Here is a 463-nt window from a genome sequence, read left to right on the forward strand (position 1 = left end):
GTCTTGCACATTTCCTAATTCAGTAGTTCTCTAATTTCCACTCAACATCACAAAACCCACATCATTCGGCATACTTATATATAAGCAAAAATTCCCCTCCATGTTATCTCGACTAGAATTAACTCCATCTCAATGTATCAAAACTGTTTTGCAACCTCTTCTCGACCATAATCATATTTCGATCAATGGTTCACTCACTCGTAAAGATCTATTTACTAGTGTTCTTGGCATGGCAACCTGGAACCGATCAGTTCATTCAATTAATAAACAATATCATAAGACTCCTTGCGAGACATCAATGAGATACCATCTTCAAAAAATGGACATGGATCATCTCATTGATCAAAATAACAAAATACTCATGCAAACATCACTTAAAACTCTCAAGCGAAAGAAAAAGTATGACTTTGCTATTGATTATACAAACGATTCATACTATGGAAAAATAGGCACTGACAATGAT

1 pseudogene is annotated in these 463 nt (G+C 34.6%); it reads left to right on the top strand.

From position 1 onward, the window contains the following. Positions 1–100: 100 nt before the first annotated feature. Positions 101–463 (top strand): annotated as a pseudogene (locus tag E7X56_RS12135) (ISH3 family transposase); the annotation flags it as partial.

The organism is Methanococcoides sp. NM1 (assembly GCF_900774285.1).
In the GTDB taxonomy this organism is placed as follows: Archaea; Halobacteriota; Methanosarcinia; order Methanosarcinales; family Methanosarcinaceae; genus Methanococcoides; species Methanococcoides vulcani.